At 51.7% G+C, this 15,338-nt stretch carries 16 protein-coding genes and 1 pseudogene; all 17 read right to left on the reverse strand.

The features are described 5' to 3' along the window. Positions 1 to 433 (reverse strand): DNA cytosine methyltransferase (locus B5F17_RS12155; protein WP_143287738.1); only part of this gene is annotated, 433 nt, incomplete at its 3' end. Further along, positions 421 to 1,056, reverse strand: a complete 636-nt coding sequence (locus B5F17_RS12160) for a hypothetical protein (protein ID WP_087374206.1) — start codon at positions 1,054 to 1,056, stop codon at positions 421 to 423. The genes B5F17_RS12160 and B5F17_RS12155, both read right to left, overlap by 13 nt. Positions 1,057 to 1,058: 2 nt before the next feature. Further along, the gene (locus tag B5F17_RS12165; protein ID WP_087374208.1) at positions 1,059 to 3,500 is read right to left on the reverse strand and encodes a VirB4-like conjugal transfer ATPase, CD1110 family; all 2,442 of its coding nucleotides are present in this window, start codon (positions 3,498 to 3,500) and stop codon (positions 1,059 to 1,061) included. Next, positions 3,451 to 3,852 (reverse strand): PrgI family protein, encoded by a 402-nt coding sequence (locus B5F17_RS12170; RefSeq protein ID WP_087374210.1) that lies wholly within the window; start codon positions 3,850 to 3,852, stop codon positions 3,451 to 3,453. The genes B5F17_RS12165 and B5F17_RS12170 overlap by 50 nt, the downstream gene beginning before the upstream one ends. A 5-nt stretch (positions 3,853 to 3,857) precedes the next feature. Then, the gene (locus B5F17_RS12175) at positions 3,858 to 4,415 is read right to left on the reverse strand and encodes an MT-A70 family methyltransferase (protein WP_087374212.1); all 558 of its coding nucleotides are present in this window, start codon (positions 4,413 to 4,415) and stop codon (positions 3,858 to 3,860) included. A gap of 12 nt (positions 4,416 to 4,427) precedes the next feature. Further along, positions 4,428 to 5,294 carry a VirB6/TrbL-like conjugal transfer protein, CD1112 family gene (locus tag B5F17_RS12180; RefSeq protein ID WP_087374214.1) on the reverse strand — a complete coding sequence of 289 codons (867 nt, stop codon included), beginning with the start codon at positions 5,292 to 5,294 and terminating at the stop codon, positions 4,428 to 4,430. 66 nt (positions 5,295 to 5,360) lie between these two features. Further along, positions 5,361 to 5,444: pseudogene (locus B5F17_RS12185) on the reverse strand (Maff2 family mobile element protein); the annotation flags it as partial. A 91-nt stretch (positions 5,445 to 5,535) separates the two neighbouring features. After that, positions 5,536 to 7,206, reverse strand: coding sequence for a recombinase family protein (locus tag B5F17_RS12190; protein WP_087374215.1), 1,671 nt, complete (start codon positions 7,204 to 7,206; stop codon positions 5,536 to 5,538). Further along, positions 7,207 to 7,404 (reverse strand): hypothetical protein, encoded by a 198-nt coding sequence (locus tag B5F17_RS12195; protein ID WP_002592708.1) that lies wholly within the window; start codon positions 7,402 to 7,404, stop codon positions 7,207 to 7,209. A gap of 241 nt (positions 7,405 to 7,645) precedes the next feature. Further along, a complete protein-coding gene (locus B5F17_RS12205; RefSeq protein ID WP_002584323.1) occupies positions 7,646 to 8,983 on the reverse strand; it encodes a virulence-associated E family protein in 1,338 nt (445 codons plus the stop codon). Next, positions 8,952 to 9,596 (reverse strand): CHC2 zinc finger domain-containing protein, encoded by a 645-nt coding sequence (locus B5F17_RS12210; RefSeq protein ID WP_002584324.1) that lies wholly within the window; start codon positions 9,594 to 9,596, stop codon positions 8,952 to 8,954. The genes B5F17_RS12205 and B5F17_RS12210 overlap by 32 nt, the downstream gene beginning before the upstream one ends. 65 nt (positions 9,597 to 9,661) lie before the next feature. Next, complete coding sequence (gene mobQ / locus B5F17_RS12215) at positions 9,662 to 11,242, reverse strand: MobQ family relaxase (protein ID WP_002584325.1); 1,581 nt, start codon at positions 11,240 to 11,242, stop codon at positions 9,662 to 9,664. Between the two features lie 196 nt (positions 11,243 to 11,438). Beyond that, positions 11,439 to 11,984, reverse strand: a complete 546-nt coding sequence (locus B5F17_RS12220) for a P-loop nucleotide/nucleoside kinase family protein (RefSeq protein ID WP_002584326.1) — start codon at positions 11,982 to 11,984, stop codon at positions 11,439 to 11,441. Between the two features lie 214 nt (positions 11,985 to 12,198). Beyond that, positions 12,199 to 13,659 (reverse strand): Lsa family ABC-F type ribosomal protection protein, encoded by a 1,461-nt coding sequence (locus B5F17_RS12225; RefSeq protein WP_002584327.1) that lies wholly within the window; start codon positions 13,657 to 13,659, stop codon positions 12,199 to 12,201. A 746-nt stretch (positions 13,660 to 14,405) separates the two neighbouring features. Next, positions 14,406 to 14,702, reverse strand: a complete 297-nt coding sequence (locus B5F17_RS12230) for a DUF3847 domain-containing protein (protein WP_002584328.1) — start codon at positions 14,700 to 14,702, stop codon at positions 14,406 to 14,408. Then, complete coding sequence (locus tag B5F17_RS12235) at positions 14,695 to 15,036, reverse strand: replication initiator protein A (RefSeq protein WP_002584329.1); 342 nt, start codon at positions 15,034 to 15,036, stop codon at positions 14,695 to 14,697. The genes B5F17_RS12230 and B5F17_RS12235 overlap by 8 nt, the downstream gene beginning before the upstream one ends. Then, positions 15,033 to 15,221 carry a hypothetical protein gene (locus B5F17_RS12240; RefSeq protein ID WP_002584330.1) on the reverse strand — a complete coding sequence of 63 codons (189 nt, stop codon included), beginning with the start codon at positions 15,219 to 15,221 and terminating at the stop codon, positions 15,033 to 15,035. The genes B5F17_RS12235 and B5F17_RS12240 overlap by 4 nt, the downstream gene beginning before the upstream one ends. Positions 15,222 to 15,338: the final 117 nt, after the last annotated feature.

A 15,338-nucleotide genomic window follows, 5' to 3' on the forward strand; every position in this document is an offset into this window, starting at 1 on the left:
CGAATGGGAGAACAGCGTATCCCGCTTTTGCCAGGTCAAAAATCGTTTTGTCGAGCCCCATATTGATGAAGCCAGCAACATTTTCCCCAAGCACCCAACGGGGCCGCAGTTCGGCAATAACTCTGCACATTTCCGGCCACAGGTAGCGTTCATCCGCAAAACCCTTCCGTTTTCCCGCGGTGGAGAAGGGCTGACAGGGGAAACCGCCGGAAATGATGGTGACTGTTTCAAGTCCTGTTTTCTCAAAAAACGCCTCCTTCGTAAATGTGGTGATGTCCCGGAACTTCGGCACATCCGGCCAGTGCCGCTCCAGGATAGAATAGGGGTAGTCCGCCCATTCACATTGGCAAACGGTCTCAAATCCGGCTGCCTCCGCCGCAAGGTCCAGACCGCCGATGCCGGAGAACAGGCTCACATGAGTCAGTCGCTCCATACCTCATCCCCTTCAAGGCCGTCATCCTGGGGTTCGTCCTCCACTTCCTCCAGGGGGATCAGGTTATGGCGCTTGATGATGGCCTCCTCCAGGGTATCATGTGCGACGCCGCTGCCCTCCGGGAGCCCCAGGCTGCGGTAGATCCGCTTCATCTCTTTCTCATAATTGACGGCCCGCTTTTTCAAACGGAGAAAATCCTTCTCCGTCTCCGCCTCCGACAGGCAGCGGGCCAGGGAGTGATAGAGAACGATCAGGTTATGGATGTCGCCCACCAGCATACGGAAGCCGCTGCCGGGGATAATGTACTCATCCTTATACTTCTTGGGCTTCGGCTCCTCCTCAGGGACGGCCTCCACCTCGTCCAGTTCCTTGTCCATGAGCCCCTTCAAATCCTTAGGGTCGCCGAACACCAGGTAGCGGCCGGGGATGCCCCAGCTCTGGAACTTCTCCTCGGCGATCTCACCGTACCGCTTCGCCGTATCCAGCACATGGAACACATCCTCCTCATCCTTGATGCGGCCAGCCAGAAAAGCGAGCTGGTGGAGGAGCCCATACAGGTGGACCTCATCGTTGATGTGGGAGAGATAGGTCTTGCCGTTGATGACATACAGTTTGTTTTTCATATTCACGCCTCCGTTTCCGCCGCGTGCTCCACCTCGCTGGGTTTGGTGGTGAGCAGCTTGTAAAGCTCCGTGTCCTTGGGGAAGTCGTCCGCAAAGGGCAGGATCACATTGTTGAAGAACAGCAGCCCATGGCCCGGCTCGGAATTGGTCACATAGGCAAGCTGTTCCGCTGAAATGCCCAGCCGCTCCGCCAAAATCTTGCGGTCGCCGGCGGCCTGGTTGAGCATATAGATGAAATCGCTGTTTTCCAGGATGTTCTCGATCTCCGGGGAGGAGAGCAGGTCCTTGGGGTTCTGGGTCGCCCCGGTGGGCACCCCGCCCCATTTTCTAAACCGTTTCCAGATCTCCGCCGAATAGGCCGCCGTCTGCTCCTCCTTCAGCAGGAGGTGGAACTCGTCCACGAAATACCAGGTGGAGCGCCCAATGGCCCGGTTGATGGTGACGGTGTTCCACACCGCATCCTGGACAATGAGCATCCCCGGCTTTTTCAGGTTTTTGCCCAGACCCTTGATGTCAAAGCAGACCAGCCGGTTGCGGATGTCCACGGTAGTGCGGTGATTAAAGAAGTTCAGCGAACCGTTCACATACAGATCCAGCGCCTGGGCCACCCGGTCGGCCTCCGGGATGCCCTGCGCCAGCAGCGCCTCCATCAGGTCGCCCAGGATGGGCATATTCTCCGGCCGGGGGTCTGCGAAGTAGGGCTGGTAGATCTTCTGCACCGCCCGGTCGATGACCGTTTTCTCGATGGCCTCCAGCCCCGTCTTGCTCCCCATGATGAGCTCGCAGAAGGACAGGACAAAATCACTTTTCAGCGCCAGGGGGTTCTCCTCGTCTGAATAGTTGAGGTTGATGTCCAGCGGGTTCACATAGTCGGTGCTGGACGGGGACAGCCGGATCACCTGCCCGCCCAGCCGGCGCACCAGGGGCGAATACTCGTCCTCCGGGTCGCAGATGATGACATTATCTTTTGTGGTCAGGATGATGAAAGTGATCTCCCGCTTGCAGCTCATGGACTTGCCGCTGCCCGGCGTGCCGAACACCAGCCCGTTGGGGCTTCTGGACTGTTTGCGGTCCAGAAGGATCATGTTGTTGGAGAGGGCGTTCAGGCCGTAGTACATGGCGTCCCCGCCCATAAACAGCTCCTGGGTGACGAAGGGGACGAACACCGCCAGCGCCGAAGTGGTGAGACTCCGCTCGATTTTGATACGGTTGAGCCCCAGGGGAAGGCTGCTCATCAGTCCGTCCTCCTGCTGGAAGTCCAGCCGGGTGAGGAGGCAGTTGTAGGTCTGCGCCACGCTGGCCGCCTGGGACACGGCAATCTCCAGCTTCTGCTTGGTCTCCGCCATGTGCATGACCAGGAAGGTCAGATTGAACATTCGCTCATTCCTGCTTTGCAGGTCCTGGAGGATGGTCTTTGCCGCGCCGCCGTAGGTGGCAAGGTCGCTGGGGAGGATGTCCATGTCGTAGCCGCTGCGTACCGCCCGCTTCTGCTCCGCGATCTTCATGGCGTCCAAATCCGTGATCTTGCGCTTGACCATCTTGATGGCCTCGTTCTGGTTGATGCCCCGGATGTGCATGGTCACCAGAATGTTTCCCTCGGTCTCCATGAACTCCGCCAAAATGCGGTCGTGGATCTCCGGGGCGGTGATCTGCAAAAAGCTCACCGCCCCGTACATCTCGCCGATGCGGAAGGTGCGGGTCTCCCCGAAGTGGAAGGAGGACGGGGCGATGAAGTCCTTGACCGAAAGGCCGCTGGGCGCCAGCCAGTCCCAATCAAAAGCGAACTTCCCGCCCTCCGGACGGCGGCCGTCTGCCGGGTGGAGGATGCCGTGAAGCAGCTCCAGCCGCTCCTTCCCGTCCAGCACATGGGCGGCGGCCCCCATGACCTTGAAGCGGTTGAGGGTGTCGGTCTCGATGCGGGCGAAGCGCGCCCGCGCCGCCGCCAGGTTTTCCGCCTCGATGGTCAGGGTCACATACTTGGTTTTCACATAGCCGTTGCTGCCCCGCTCATACTGGAAGCGGAGTATCCCGGCCGCGTCCTCCCGGACAGGGTCCAGGTCGTCCCCCTGGGGACGGATGCCGAACAGGTCCTCCTCCGGCCCATGCTCCACATACCGGCTGCTGAGCGACACCTGCACCCCAATGGTGGGGTCGTAGCCATTGTAGAAATCGCAGAGGTGTTCAAAAATATCCCGCTGATCCTCCGGCGAAGCCAGACGGTAGTTGACGCCCTCGAAGGCGATGGTCTTGGAGAAGGCCCCGCCATCCAGCCGGCACAGGCCGTCGGGGAATATATTGCGGAAAGGGATGCTGTCCTGCACCGTATGGGCTTTCCCATCGCCCTTTGCCTGCCGGATCACCGCCTCGATCTGCCTGCGCTCGTCACGGGTCAGCTTACGTCTGAGCTTTGCCGTTTTTCCGGGTCTTGCGGTTTTTGCCTGCAATCGCTCTCACCTCCTGTTCCAATTCGTGCTGCCGCACCAGGGCGGAGTACAAGTTGTTGGTTTGGTAGATCCGCACCTTTGGGCGGATAAACTTGTTCTGAATGAGGTGCCCAAGGAACACCTCCAGGGGCTGCCCGTTCCGCTCGTACATGGCGAACAGGAAGAAGGGCAGCATGACCAGGATCATGCACAGAGCCGCCGTGGTGGTACCCAGCGCGCCCTTGGCTAAGAAGAAAAGCGGCACGCCAATCAGCGCCGCCGCTCCGAAACAAATCACCTGCCGCTTGGTCAGCCCGAACAGGACCTTGCTCTGCACCTTGCTCAGGTCCTTCGGGATCGTTACATAGGCCAATAAAATCAGCTCCTTTCCGCAAGTTGAATGTCGCTTGCTACTTCATTTCCCCATACATCCCAGCCGGGGGTCGCCTGCCGGGCGAACAGCTCGATCCGTGGGACATCCCCCATCAGGGCCTCGATCCGGCGCCGCGCCTCGTCAGGCTTTTTGCTGTGCTCCTCAACATGAGAGAGGATGACCTGCTTGATGTCCCTGGCCGCCCGTTTCGGGTGCCCGCGGGTCGCCAGCAGGCAGATCTCCGCGTTGGCGCGGGTCCAGTATCCCATCCCGGTGAAAATGTTGTCTGATTTGCGGCACTGCTTTACCCACACGAAGGCCACCGTCTTGAAGGTGAAGCCCCAGGCGTCCATAACGGCCCAGCCCTCCCGGAGCATGGGGAAGGTGATCCAGAGGAACAGGGCGCAGTCCCTGGCCGCAAGCCGGGACACAGGCAGCGCCTTGATGGCCTCTATACTCATGGTGGGATAATGGCTTTCTGCGCTCCGGCCCGCGCCTTTCTTGCTCCATACTTTGTAGGACCAGGGTGGGTCCGCGTAGATGACATTGTATTTCTTCTCCATACCGGCCCCTCCCTAATGCGCCCCGAATAGGGACTTGGCGAGGCTGCCGGTCTTAAAGAGGGTGAAGCACAGGAGAACCGTGTACCCCATGCACCCCCAAATAGCGCCGGAAATGTTGTCACCGCTGAGCGAAATACCTTCCACCAGCACCGCATAGATGCCCACACAGATCATAATGAGGAACGCCTGGAAGCCCAGGGCCAGCAGGGAGCGGAGATAGTTCTGCCCCGTGTTGCCCCACTCCCGGTTCACCATTGTGGCAAAGGGGATGGGACCTATTGAGGTCACCAAATACACCTCTACCATCCTTCCATAGATCACCAGGAAGATGCAGATGGAGAGGATCTGCGTACACAGCCCCACGAAGATGCTCTGGAACCACAGCCCCAGCAGGGCGCCGATGCTCCAGTCCGCGAGCTGGGTTTCCAGGTCGGCGGTCACGCTGGATATGTCGATGCCCGCATCCGAAATAATGACGCCGGCGCTCTGGCTTACCACGTTCTGCGCCACATCGAACACAGCCATGACGATGTTCCAGGTGTTGGTGACAATGAGCACCGCGCAGAAGGTCTTGAAGATCCACTTGAAGAAGATCCAGGTGTCAAAGTCGTGGAGGTTGTTCTTTTCGATGATGAGCTGGATGAGCTCATAGCACATGACAAAGGTGAGGACGATGCTGGCGATGGGAATGATGACGGTCTCCGAGAGGTTACGGACCATGTTGAAGATACCGCTGTTCCACGCGGCGGGCGTCATGCCCACCTCCCCGGCGATCTCGCCTACCTTGGTATTCAGGGTATCAAACATCCCGGTCAGGTTGGATATGATACCGTCAATGAGCAGTTCCTGGAACCACTCCTGTATCGCGTCAAAGATCAACGGGGATCACCTCCTTTGCGGGAGGCCCCGTGTACCGGGACCTCCCGCGGGTGTTATGGGGAGCCATCAGCCCAGCAGGCCGGACAGCAGCGGGATCAGGGTGATGCCGATGAGGGCGACACCCCCGCCGGCCATGAGCTGTTTCATCCCCAATTAGGTGTAAAAACTCTGCTCGATGGCGGGCGGCGGCGTACAAAAAATCTATATGGTGTTGTTAAGAGAACCGTCCCGGCGGGACAGGTCAGGCAGTGACCTGTTCCACCTCCGGGATGGGTTTGAGATTAAAATGAATTTCGATAGAAATGTGTCTTGTTTTATCTTCGTCAATGCGCTCATGCACAACGATTTCTTTGATTAAGCGGTTGAGGGTGGCTGCGTCCAGCTCTGTGATGTTGGCGTATTCCTGAATGGCTTCCACCCATTGTTTTGCATCATTGGCAAGCTGGACTTCATCGGACAGCCGCTTTCTGCCCTCGGACACTTTTGTTTTAAGCTCCGTCTGCTCGGTCTGTGTCTTTTCCAGCATGGTGTTGAAATTCTGCTCACTGATACGCCCTGCAATCATATCCTCATAAAGCCGCATGACCATTTTGTCCAGAACCTCAATCCGTTCCTCGTCCCTTGTAAGGGAGCGTTCCATTGCTTCCCGCTGTTCCCGCTGCTCGGCTTCACAGGTATTGGTCAGGCGGTCGGCAACCGCTTCCCCGTCCATCAGGGCAGCTCTGGCACATTCCCGGATTTTCCGCAGCACATGGCTGTAAAGGGTGTCATAATCAATCCGGTGCTGGGTGCAGTGGTTCTTTCCAAAGGCATTGTAGGTCTTGCAGGAGTAAATCCGCTGGGGATGTTTAGCGTTTGTGTAGCGTACCGTCAGCGACTTCCCACACTCGCCGCATTTTAACAGTCCGGCAAACAGGCTGATTTCATTGGTCTGCCCCGGACGCTGGCGGGATTTCAGCTTGTTCTGCACAATGTCAAAGCTCATGCTGTCAATCAGCGGTTCATGCTGTCCCTCCACCACAATCCAGTCCTCCGGCTTCTTTTCCCCAATCGTGCCGATTTTGAAGCGGTAGTCCTTTTTCTGGGAAGCAATCGCCCCGGTGTAGACGGGATTCATCAAAAGGTCTTTGATAACGGAGAAGTCCCACATATACCGCCCGTTTTCTGGGTCTTTCTTTTCCCATTTGGTGCGGGTATTGCGAAGCCCCCGTTCCCGGTTCCACCATGTAGGGCAGGGGATTTTTTCTTTCTCCAGCCGTCTGCGGATATAGTTCGGACCATGACCGTTCAGGGCATATCTGAAAATCAGCCGCACAATCGGGGCGGTTTCCTCGTCAATGAGCAGATGGTTTTTGTCCTCCGGGTCTTTCCGATACCCAAACGGGGCAAGACACCCGGTAAACTGTCCTTTCTGCGCTTTCAGAAGATAAGAGGAATGGACTTTCTTGGAAATATCCTTGCTGTACATCTCGTTCAGGATATTCTTGAACGGGGCAATGTCGTTGTTATCCCGCAGGGTGTCGATGCCGTCATTCATGGCGATATAGCGGACACCGTTTCTTGGGAAAAAGTCCTCAATCAAATGCCCGGTTTGCAGATAATTACGCCCCAGTCGGCTGAGGTCTTTCGTGATGACAAGGTTGATCTGCCTGCGCTCAATGGCTCTCAACATTCTCTGTAGGTCAGGACGCTCCATGTTAAGACCTGTGAAGCCATCGTCCTGATAGACTGCCACAACCTCCCATCCCTGCTTTTCGCAGTATTTTTCCAGCATATCACGCTGGTTTGCGATACTGGCACTTTCGCCTTGCAGGTCATCGTCCTTTGACAGCCTGCAATAGACCGCCGCACGATAACCCCCGGCAAGTGCCGAACCGATTGTTCTGTATTCCATTTCGTTCATCATAGCCATTTACCCACACAATCCAGACGGTATCTGGCTCTTTTGAACCTCATCTTCATTATAGCCTATATCTTTCTTTTTAGCAAGATATTCTTTTGCATTTGTCTTTCCGTATTTCTGGGAAATCAGGCTGACGAACACATCAGTGGCGTCAAGCTCCCCGTCAAATACAGTGGTCACATGAATCTCTGTTTTGTTTTTTGCCATAGGCAGTTATCCTCCATACATGAAAATAGCCAGACAGAGGGTGTCGGCAACGAAGTCCGGCAACGGACTTCAAAAGACCTTGCAAACAATCTCAATCTGGCGATGGTTACTATTTATACTTTTCTTTTATTTTTTTGTTGTTTTGGTTGTTATAAGGGAGAAAAGCCCGGAAATAAGGGGTTTTTCCCGGCAACCGGCTCGGCAACGGGATAACAACAGGGGGTGCAACGGGCTGTCCTTTTCAGAATGGAAGCTCCATCTGTTCTGTGACCTCCACAAAACCGTCCATCGTTTTTTCAGACGGGTTGCCGGAGTCCGTTGCCGGGTTTTCACGCTCCCAGCCCTTTTGTCTGCCATATTCGGAAAACATTCTTGGGTTTGGGAAGTACCGCCAGCTGGAAATGCACTGGTTCATAATCTCGTTGATTTCCCGGATTTCCCATTGCTTCGGCTCGTCAAAAGCATGGTTCAAGGCTTCCTTATAGAGCTGCTTGGAGCAGACCATGCTCCCGGTGTATTTATCAAGATACGCCTGTATCATCCCGGCTTTGGTGTCCTCCGGCATAAAATCCCGCTGGTGTTCTTTGAGATACCGCTGCATGGCGGGGCTGAAAGCCAGCTTGAACCTGCCGCTTTTATAAATCTCCATCGCTTCCGCCCACATCTGCCCGATATAGGCTCTGGAAGCGGCTTCATCCTCCAAAATGTGAACTTCCGCCTGCTCCGGGTACACCATGACCGGGATAAAGCGGCGGTTGCCGGAACGGTCAAGGGGCAGGAAGTCAAGGGCATTGGAAGTGCCGCCAAACACGCACTGACGGGGGCGGTCTGCCGGGTGGGTTTCATAAGGTATCTTGTAGACCTCTTTCTGCCGGCTTAAAAATGACTTGATTTCCTCAATGCTCTTGGCGTTGGCGGTTGCCATCATTTCCGACATTTCAATAATCCAGTGACCTTGCAGCTTGCGGTACACATTGTCATCGTCCAGCTTCCGCAAATCATCGGAGAACCACTCGTCCCGGACTGCCAGCAGCCGGAAGAAGGTGGACTTTCCAGCCCCCTGACCGCCTACCAGACAGAGCATGATTTCAAACTTGCACCCCGGCTGAAAGGCTCGTGAGATTGCACCCAGCAGGAACAGCTTCAACGCTTCATAGGTGTAATCGTCTGCGTCAGCCCCCAGAAAGTGCCGCAGGCAGAAGCGGATTCGCTCTGTCCCGTCCCACACAAGGGTATTGAGATAGTCCCGGATGGGATGGTACTTGTTTTCATTCGCCACAATCCCGATGGCGTTATCAATCTTTTTCTCATTGGTAAGCCCGTAGGTTTCTTCCAGATAAAGAAGCAGATACTTCATGTCCGTATCGTTCAGGGCGGTGCTTTCTCTGTGAAAACCGATGGGCTTTATGATGTCCTTGCGGTCAGTCAGGATGTTGTATGCGATAGCCCCTGAAAGCAGAGGGTCACGTTGGAATACGGTCAGGCAGTTCCGTATGCTCTGACGGACACCGCCTTTCTCGGTGGTTTCCAGCCCCGCCTTGATTTCCTCAACGCTCTGGGGCGGCTGCATGGCGTTCATAGTGTTTTTTAGTTCTTGCTGCGTCTGCGGCTGCAAGTTCTGCCATTCGCTGTTCAAGCTGTATCACATCCTTTCCGTAGTCCGTAATCAAATCCGCTTTTTCCTCTGTTTCCCCGAACAGCAGCACATCCAGCAGATATTCCACTTGGGCTTGCTTCTGTAAGGCTTCCACAAACCGGGGATGAAAGGCTTCCTCCGGGGAGTGCGGGGCGTAGTCCGTTCTCCATGCCATCAGCAGATGGAGATAATCGGCAAGAATACGGAAGCAGCGATTCTTTGCTTCCTGAAACTGTTCCTCCGGGGATTTCTGCCGGGTCTTGGGCTTTTTTACCTTTCCCGGCGGTTTCCAGTCCTCATAGGAAAGCCCGAAGTCCTGTGCCAGCTGTACGGCGGCTTCTTTCTTTCCCAGCCCATACAGGGCGGCGGCAAAATCAATCACATCCCCATCCGCACCGCAGCCGAAGCAATGGTAACGCCGATCCAGCTTCATGCTTGGGGTTTTATCGTTATGGAACGGGCAGCAAGCCATCCCGTTCCGACCTACATGGATTCCATAATACTCCGCAGCCTGTCTTGTTGTGACGGACTGCTTCACAGCTTCGAATACATTCAAATCTATCCCTCCTTGAAAATAAGAAAAGCACCTGACATTCTCTAATTGAAAATGGCAAGTGCCTGTTAAAGTTCCATATCCTGTTGTCTGTGTTTCTCCTGTGCCGGGGCGGTTCTTTGTGCTTTTTTCTCGTCAGTCTTATCCTGCAAGACTTCTTTGATGGGCTGCTTCTTGGGCGGCTCTTTGCTTTCCTCTGTGCCGGGTGTGGCTTTCCGTACCCAGTAGCGGATGTCCCGCAGCTTCTTCAAATCCTCCTGTACCTCGGTCAGTGGTACTTTCAGCTCTGCGATTTCGCTGAGAAGCGTTTCCTGCTCCTGTTGCAACTCATTTTTCGTTTTATCCTTATCGTCCGGGTGCTTGGCAAGGTAGTCAGCGGCTTTCTCATACCGGGCAACCTCCGGGTGTTCCTGTTTGAATTTCCCCTTTATTTTCTTAAAAAATATCTTCTGGTACTTCTCATAGACAGCCTTACATTCCTTGCAGTCTGTCCGGCTGGCAAGAATCCCGTCAATCACTTTGCTCCGGGCTTCCTTTGGCTTCATCTGATTGCGGTAATCTGCGGCTGATTTCCCGGAAGATTCCAGAAACGCTTCTAAGTCCTCCACAGTGGAAAGCCCCTTTTGCCGGAGATAGGACAGGGCTTCGCTGACTGCCTTTAAGTCCTGTGAAGTTCCCCGGTTCTGTCCAGCCCTTGTCCAGTCCTTCCGTTCTTCCTTTCGTATCTCCATATACTTCATCAGCAGATTGGGAAGAAGTGTCGCTTCCTCCGCCGCCTTTTGTGCAAGCAGCTCCTTCCGTTTTTCTCCCAGCTCGGTAATCCAGCCTTTGAGGTTTTGGATAAGCTGCCGGATGGACTTCATCAGGCGGTTGGCGGCTCTGATTTCCCGGTTCAGGTTGCCGATATTCGTCTGGATACCTCGCTTTTCCATCTGCCGGACAGCAGTCCCCTCATGGACAGTGGGGACTATATCAAGCCCCTGTCTGGCATAGGAACGCAAGTCCACACGCTCCGGGCGGTCATTGGCGTCCAGATAGCGGTTCTGGATAACCTCCCATTCATGCCGCCAGATTTCACAATACTTCTGGTCGTTCCAGTCCACCGTATCCTCCTTGTGGCTTTTCCACCTGCCGGACGGCAGCTTTATCCGTTCCCCATTCTCGTCAAGGTCATAAACCTTGCGGCTCTTGGGAAGCCATTTTCCATGTTCATCCATTGCCCGCATGGTCAGCAGGACATGGGCGTGGGGATTGTGTCCCGGCGGATGGGGGTCATGGATGGCAAAATCAGCAATCATGCCTTTGGAAACAAACTGCTGTTCACAAAACTCCCGTACAAGGACAGCGTACTGGTCGGGCGGTATCTCTCTGGGAATGGTAAGCACCCACCGCCTTGCAAGCTGGGAGTTCCATTGCTTTTCCACCGCTTCGGCGGCATTCCATAAAGTATTGCGGTCTGCATATTCCTGTGGAGCATTTGCCGGGAGCAGGATTTCATTGTGGACGATACCACGCTTTTCCGGGTAGTGCTTTACTTGCTGGTCGTATTCACAGAACAGCTTTTCGCCGCTTTGGTAAGCAGCGGCGGCAACCGCAGACTGCCGCTGGCTGCGCTGAACAATCGTGATTTCGTTGTGTGGACAAGGCATTTCGTGTCCCTCCTTTCGCTAATTGGTGGATGGGGTGGCGTTTTACCACCTCATTTTGGGCAGAAAAAAAGCAGGAGACCTTTTTCAGATTTCCTGCTCGGTGTGCCACTGTGTGAGCGGCGGGTATTTAGTTGTAAAAGTTCGGGACAAGTTGACCCGATGTAAAGCTAACAAACTGGAATTGCACCAAAACAATCTAAGACAACAACGCTGCCCTACTTGCGATTTTTTCTTGTACTGCGGAAACAGTTTCTTGAATGGAATAAGTGGTCGTATCTATAACATTCGATTCATATATTCCCAGATTGCAAAATTGCTCCCACATGGTTTCTACCAATTCGATATTTGTCTTTCGGTCTAACTTTGAGCGTTCAACAGCTCGCTTCAAGGTTTCTTCCTTACTTGCCCTTAAAATAATATAATGCACCTCATAATGTTCCCGAACAAGACTTTGCCACGGCTTTAAAAACCACGGTCCGATAATACCGTCAACAATTACATCATATCCACCACGAGCATATCGCTTCGCAGCTTCTAAAAACGCTTCAATGACAATCAAATTTTGCTCATTTGATTCTGGCAAATGCGGTGGTATTGCCCCTTTACTCAAATAATGATAAAAGTCATCTGTGTGCATATGCACAGACTTTTCCAAATCTGATTCTTTTGCAACAGCAGATGCCGTTGTAGTTTTTCCTGTCCCCGGCGCACCTGTGATTACAATAATTCTACCTTGATTCATCTATATTTTACCTCCACAAATTACGATTTTCTTAATTCTACAAACTGGAATTTGAGTCTCTGTAAAGCTGGAATTAACCCATACAATTATTTTAATTTAGAGGTTCTTACGCAATTATCCGTATTTTGTAATTTTTCAATACTGGAATGCCAGTGTAAATCAGCATTCTCCATTTTTATTAAAGCGAAAAACGTAAAATTGCGGAAGAACCAATTTAGATATTCACAATTTTACTTGCCACAGTATCTCGAAAAACACTGTCATGTTCTACCAGGAGCATGGTCGGGGCAAACTCCGTTATGAGTTGTTCAATCTGCATACGTGAGTACACATCAATAAAGTTGAGCGGTTCATCCCATACATACAAGTGTGCCTTTTCACAAAGGCTTTTCGCAATTAGGACTTTCTTCTTTTGCCCGCCAGAAAAGTCTTTAATATCCTTTTCAAACTGTACACGCTCAAAGTCCATTTTCCTAAGAATTGCCTTGAACAAACTTTCATCAAGGTTGTTTTCTTCTGCAAACTCGGAAAGGGTTCCACATAAATACGATGTATCCTGTGGCACATAAGAAATTACAAGCCCAGAGCCAAGTGTTACTGTACCCGTATAATCTATGGACTGCCCGACTACCAACTTTAACAGGCTACTTTTGCCACTGCCGTTCTTTCCATCAAGCACAATGCGTTCTCCCTGTCTTATTTCAAACGAAACGGGTTCACAAACTGAAATGCCATCATAATAAACTACTACATTCGATAATGATGCAAGCAAATCTGTATGGTAATTAAGCGGTTGTATCTTGAGGGCTTCTGCGGTTTCCATATTTTTCAGCAATGCTGATTTTTGTTCGATTGTCTGTTGTTGTCTCGCTTCTATAGATTTTGAACGCTTCATCATTTTGGCGGCTTTATGACCGACATAACCTTTATCTGCTGCCCCAATTTTGGAAGCTTCTACACGTTCAGACCATACTGCAGCGCGTTTTGCCGACTGCTGTAATCGTCTGATGTCCTTTTGCAAACGTTCGTTCTGAGCCAGTTCAAATTCTTGCTGTCGCTCAAAATTTGACATCCATGATGAAAAGTTTCCTCTTTGCACTTCGATATTCGCTCGGTTAATCGATAGAATATAGTCAACACAATCGTCAAGAAAGCGACGATCGTGAGAAACTAAGATGAATCCCTTTTTCTTTTTCAGATATGCCGCCACACTTTTTCTCGCTTTGGCATCCAAATGGTTGGTAGGTTCATCAATCAGTAGGAAATGCCCTTCATTAAGAAAAAGAGCGGCAATCAAAACCTTTGTCTGCTCTCCGTTGGAAAGTGTTTCAAAAGGTCGCCAAAGCACATCGACATCAACATCAAGATAAGAAAGTTCTCGCATAAGTTCCCATTCTTCCGCAAGTGGGCAAATCTCCTGCAATATATCCTCTGTAATACGATTCTTATCTGAAACGGGATAAGGAAAATAATCAAACTGTACGGATGATAGGATTTTTCCACTATACTCATATTTCCCAAGCAGAAGATTCAGAAAGGTTGTTTTACCTCGTCCGTTTCTGCCCACAAAACCAAGCTTCCAATCGGTATCAACCTGGAAACTGACATTTTCAAAAACATTATCATAACTTGTCGGATATGAAAACGTAAGGTTTTCAATTTTAATCATTGACATAAATATTATCCTCCTTTGCATGTCATACGATACAAAGTCGGTTCGGTGAATGTTTACTACGTATAGATTTCACCAAAAGGAACCGACACTATACGGAGTGAATCATGTGTAACTATCTGTTCTGCACTATTCATAAAGCACCTCCAAAACAAAATAAGAGCCACAAGAAAGTTTATCCTTGCAGCTCGTCATAGCATAAAATAACACCACTAAGCAAAAGTGGCAACAGCACTATATTGAGTAAGATAGACATATAACTTTCTTGCAATAGACACAATAATGCCAAAGTATAGCACTACCGCATATTTTGATTTTATTTGCAAGAAAAGTTAATCATCTTCCCACCTCTTTCTAAATTTCAAAATATTATACCATAAATCGCAGGCAAATACAAGTGGTTATAAAAATTTAACAAATCGCTTATAATACAATCATATAACTTTACGCATTCCTTACTGACCGTAAAATTCCGATTTATTGCTGACTTTATTATACTTTATTGCCTATCGAAAAGATAGCATATTTTATGAAACTTGTCGGCTGGGAACAGCTTGCAGCGCAAGGTCTCCCCAGATGGCAAGTCCACAAAAGGGTAGCTGGCGGCAGCCAGCGCAGGGGAAGCGTAGCGTCCCCTGTTTGATTTGGAGCAGACCATGACTGCGGAAAATCACAGCCCCCCGGCGAGGAGCCTTCGGAGAACGCAATGCACCAACCTCTGGGTGGTGTATAATTGCGCCCTTAGTAAACTAAGGGGTTTCCGGCTTCTCACGTTCCAGCAGTTTCTTCAATAGTTCCTGCGTGTCCTGCCTGTGAAAAATGAGTGTCAACAACAGCATGACATCATCATCTGTCAGGCGTTCCGGCTCTTGCAGAAAACTTTCCAGCATACCGCCACGAGTACAGAGCCGGTGTGTCCGTTCTTTTCGGGTAAGCTGCTTTAGCTGGTGCTGCAATGCCTTTTCATCATTGATGGCTTTCCGCAGTTTCTTTTCACTCTTTTCCAACTCTCGGTTGAGCTTTTCCAGCTTTGAGGTATCAGGCAAGGGCAGCGTCCTCCTTTCCCGGTATCAGCACATAAATCCTGTTTGGTTCTCCAACGCCCTGACGCACTCGCATGATCAGTCCGGCGGTTTCCAGTTCATTCAGAGAACGCTTGACCGTCATGGGGCTGCGGGACAGGACTGCGGCAATGGCTGTGACAGGGAAGCAGATAAACAGGATTCCGTTCTCGTCCTCCTGTCCGTTGGATAGCATAGCGTCCAACATCCGGCAGTACATGACCTTTGCGGTGCTGCTGACTGGAAATCCTGTCAACGCTCTGGGAAAGGGCATACAGGGCGGCAACGGTGTGCCTATCGTCATAAATTCAAAATTCATTCGGTGTGTTCCTCCTTTTTCTTTGCTCTTTTGGATAAATAACGGGGGCAGTCAACCACAACCGCCCGGAAGCTCTGCTTGCACCCATGCTTGCATTTCCGGCATAATTCGTTGTAAGTGACACGCCCCCGGTCATTGAGGTAAAAAGAAAGCTCATGCTTCCTCTTTTTGCTCATTCTCGGCATATTGCGTTTCCTCCCGTTTTAGTGTATAGTTTCGGGGCGATTTTCGGCAAAATTACGGTCATAGAGCCGTCTAAAATCTCCAGAAGTATCAGCAATAGGGTAGACTATCCCCCTATC

It is taken from the genome of Butyricicoccus pullicaecorum, assembly GCF_002160355.1.
Lineage (GTDB): Bacteria > Bacillota > Clostridia > Oscillospirales > Butyricicoccaceae > Butyricicoccus > Butyricicoccus pullicaecorum.

Coding starts and splice junctions, on each gene's coding strand:
- B5F17_RS12195 (WP_002592708.1), bottom strand. CDS start 7,404: ATGGCAAAAAACAAAACAGAGATTCATGTGACCACTGTATTTGACGGG.
- B5F17_RS12160 (WP_087374206.1), bottom strand. CDS start 1,056: ATGAAAAACAAACTGTATGTCATCAACGGCAAGACCTATCTCTCCCAC.
- B5F17_RS12235 (WP_002584329.1), bottom strand. CDS start 15,036: ATGAATTTTGAATTTATGACGATAGGCACACCGTTGCCGCCCTGTATG.
- B5F17_RS12220 (WP_002584326.1), bottom strand. CDS start 11,984: ATGAATCAAGGTAGAATTATTGTAATCACAGGTGCGCCGGGGACAGGA.
- mobQ (WP_002584325.1), bottom strand. CDS start 11,242: ATGCCTTGTCCACACAACGAAATCACGATTGTTCAGCGCAGCCAGCGG.
- B5F17_RS12175 (WP_087374212.1), bottom strand. CDS start 4,415: ATGGAGAAGAAATACAATGTCATCTACGCGGACCCACCCTGGTCCTAC.
- B5F17_RS12205 (WP_002584323.1), bottom strand. CDS start 8,983: ATGAACGCCATGCAGCCGCCCCAGAGCGTTGAGGAAATCAAGGCGGGG.
- B5F17_RS12190 (WP_087374215.1), bottom strand. CDS start 7,206: ATGGCTATGATGAACGAAATGGAATACAGAACAATCGGTTCGGCACTT.
- B5F17_RS12240 (WP_002584330.1), bottom strand. CDS start 15,221: ATGCCGAGAATGAGCAAAAAGAGGAAGCATGAGCTTTCTTTTTACCTC.
- B5F17_RS12225 (WP_002584327.1), bottom strand. CDS start 13,659: ATGTCAATGATTAAAATTGAAAACCTTACGTTTTCATATCCGACAAGT.